Source organism: Paracoccus laeviglucosivorans (assembly GCF_900182695.1).
GTDB lineage: Bacteria > Pseudomonadota > Alphaproteobacteria > Rhodobacterales > Rhodobacteraceae > Paracoccus > Paracoccus laeviglucosivorans.
The window spans coordinates 1-2803 of record NZ_FXTK01000063.1; the positions used below are offsets into that span (position 1 = coordinate 1).

General features: G+C 67.0%; 2 protein-coding genes. Both read left to right on the forward strand.

The window, feature by feature from the left end:
* On the forward strand, positions 1–1776 hold a 1776-nt coding region (gene xsc, locus FN835_RS20955; protein ID WP_142665168.1), incomplete at its 5' end, for a sulfoacetaldehyde acetyltransferase.
* Positions 1777–1883: 107 nt separating this feature from the next.
* Positions 1884–2803, forward strand: a 920-nt coding sequence (locus FN835_RS20960; RefSeq protein ID WP_142665169.1) for a YeiH family protein, incomplete at its 3' end; no start/stop codon positions are given.

Here is a 2803-nt window from a genome sequence, read left to right on the forward strand (position 1 = left end):
ATGACGACTGAGGAGTCATTTGTTAAGGTATTGCAGTTGCATGGTATTGAGCATGCCTTTGGGATCATTGGCTCTGCGATGATGCCTGTGAGTGATCTTTTTCCGAAGGCCGGGATTAGTTTCTGGGACTGCGCGCATGAGACGAATGCCGGTCTGATGGCGGATGGGTTCACGCGCTCGACGGGCAAGATGTCGATGGCGATTGCGCAGAACGGGCCGGGGGTCACGGGGTTCGTGACGCCGATCAAGACCGCCTATTGGAACCATACGCCCTTGCTGCTGGTGACGCCTCAGGCCGCCAACAAGACCATCGGGCAGGGCGGCTTCCAGGAGATGGAGCAGATGCGCCTGTTCGCGGATTGCGTGTGTTATCAAGAGGAAGTGCGCGATCCCTCGCGCATTCCCGAGGTCTTGAACCGCGTCATCATGCAGGCCTGGCGCAACAGCGCGCCCGCCCAGATCAACATCCCGCGCGACATGTGGACCCAGGTGATCGATGTCGATCTGCCGCAGGTCGTGGCCTTTGAACGCCCGGCAGGTGGCGAGAACGCGGTGGCGCAGGCGGCGCAGCTGCTTTCCAACGCCAAATTCCCGGTGATCCTGTCGGGGGCAGGGGTCGTGCTGTCGGGTGCCATCCCCGATCTGATCGCACTGGCCGAGCGGCTGGATGCGCCGGTCTGCAGCAATTACCAGCATAATGACAGCTTTCCGGGCAGCCACCCGCTGGCCATGGGACCGCTGGGCTATAACGGCTCGAAAGCGGGGATGGAGATCATCGCCAAGGCCGATGTGGTGCTGGCGCTGGGGACGCGGCTGAACCCGTTCTCGACCCTGCCGGGCTATGGCATCGACTATTGGCCCAAGGATGCGCAGATCATTCAGGTCGATATCAATGCCGACCGGATCGGGCTGACCAAGCGCGTCACCGTGGGCATTCAGGGCGATGCGGCCAAGGTGGCGCGGGGGATCTTGTCGCAACTGTCGCCGGATGCGGGCGATGCGGGGCGGCAGGCGCGGCGCGATCTGGTGGCGCAGACCCGGTCCCGCTGGGCGCAGGAACTGTCCAGTCTGGACCACGAAGACGACGATCCCGGCACCGAATGGAACGCCGGCGCGCGCACACGCGACGCCGATCTGATGAGCCCGCGTCAGGCATGGCGCGCGATCATGCAGGCCGTGCCCGGCAATGCCATCGTGTCGTCGGATATCGGCAACAACTGCGCCATCGGCAATGCCTATCCCAGCTTCGAGGCAGGGCGCAAATACCTGGCGCCGGGCCTGTTCGGCCCCTGCGGCTATGGCTTTCCGGCGATCCTTGGGGCCAAGCTGGGCAATCCCGACACGCCGGTGATCGGCTTTGCGGGCGACGGCGCCTTCGGGATTTCCATGAACGAGATGACGGCCTGCGGGCGCGACGACTGGCCCGCGATCACCATGGTGATCTTCCGCAACTATCAATGGGGCGCGGAAAAGCGCAACACGACGCTGTGGTATGCCGACAATTTCGTGGGCACGGAGCTGGACCGGGGCACGTCTTACGCCGGCATCGCCAAGGCCTGCGGCGCGCATGGCGTGCAGGTCCGCGGCCCCGAGGAACTGACCGCCGCGCTGCATGACGCGATCGAGCGGCAGATGCAATCGCGCGAGACCACCTTCATCGAGGTGCTGCTGAATCAGGAACTGGGCGAGCCGTTCCGCCGCGACGCCATGAAGAAGCCGGTCGTGGTGGCCGGGATCGAGCCGGGCGACATGCGCCCGCAACAGGGCGCGGCCTGATCCTGGCGGCCTGACGCATCCAAAAGCGCGGCGCCCGCCACGGGGCCGCCCCACCGGCGCGGACCCCTTCGCGCCGGGCCAGATCCTGCTGCCTGCGGTAATGCCACATGACCACGCTTTCCCTGCCCACGCCCCACCTGCTGCGCCAACTGTTCCCCGGCTTTGCCGTATCCGTGCTGGTGGCCGCGACCGCGCAATTCCTGTCGGAACATTACGGCGCGCCCGCCATGCTGCTGGCGCTGCTGCTGGGCCTTGCGCTGAACTTTCTGGCCGAGGACGGCACCCGCACCGCGCCCGGCGTGGGCTTTACCGCCCGCACGGTGCTGCGGCTGGGGGTGGCGCTTTTGGGCGCGCGCATCAGCGTCGAGATGCTGGCGGGTCTGGGCGCGGGGGCCATCGCGCTGGTGGTGGGGGCGGTGGTCGCCACCATCGGCTTTGGGCTGCTGGCCGGGCGCGCCTGCGGGCGGGGCTGGTGCTTTGGGCTGCTGACCGGGGGCGCGGTCGCGATCTGCGGCGCATCCGCCGCCATGGCCATCGCCGCCGTGCTGCCGCGCCATGACAAATCCGAACGCGATCTGGTCTTTACCGTGCTGTCGGTGACGGTGCTGTCGACCGTGGCCATGGTGATCTATCCGATGCTGGCGCAGCTGCTGGCCTTTGACGCACGCACCAGTGGAGTGTTTCTGGGCGGCACCATCCATGACGTGGCGCAAGTGGTCGGCGCGGGCTTTTCCATCAGCGACGAGGCGGGCGAGACGGCGACGCTGGTCAAGCTGATCCGCGTGGCGATGCTGGCGCCGGTGGTGCTGTGCATCTCGGTCGCGATCCGGGCGCGGGGGTTGGCGCAAGGGGGCGCGCGCCCGCCGCTGCTGCCGGGCTTTGTGCTGGGCTTTCTGGTGCTGGCGGCGCTGAACAGTCTGGGGCTGATCCCGCAGGCGCTGGCCGGGGCCGCGGCCGACCTGTCGCGTTGGGCGCTGCTGATCGCCATCGCGGCGGTGGGGATCAAGACCTCGCTGAAACGCATGCT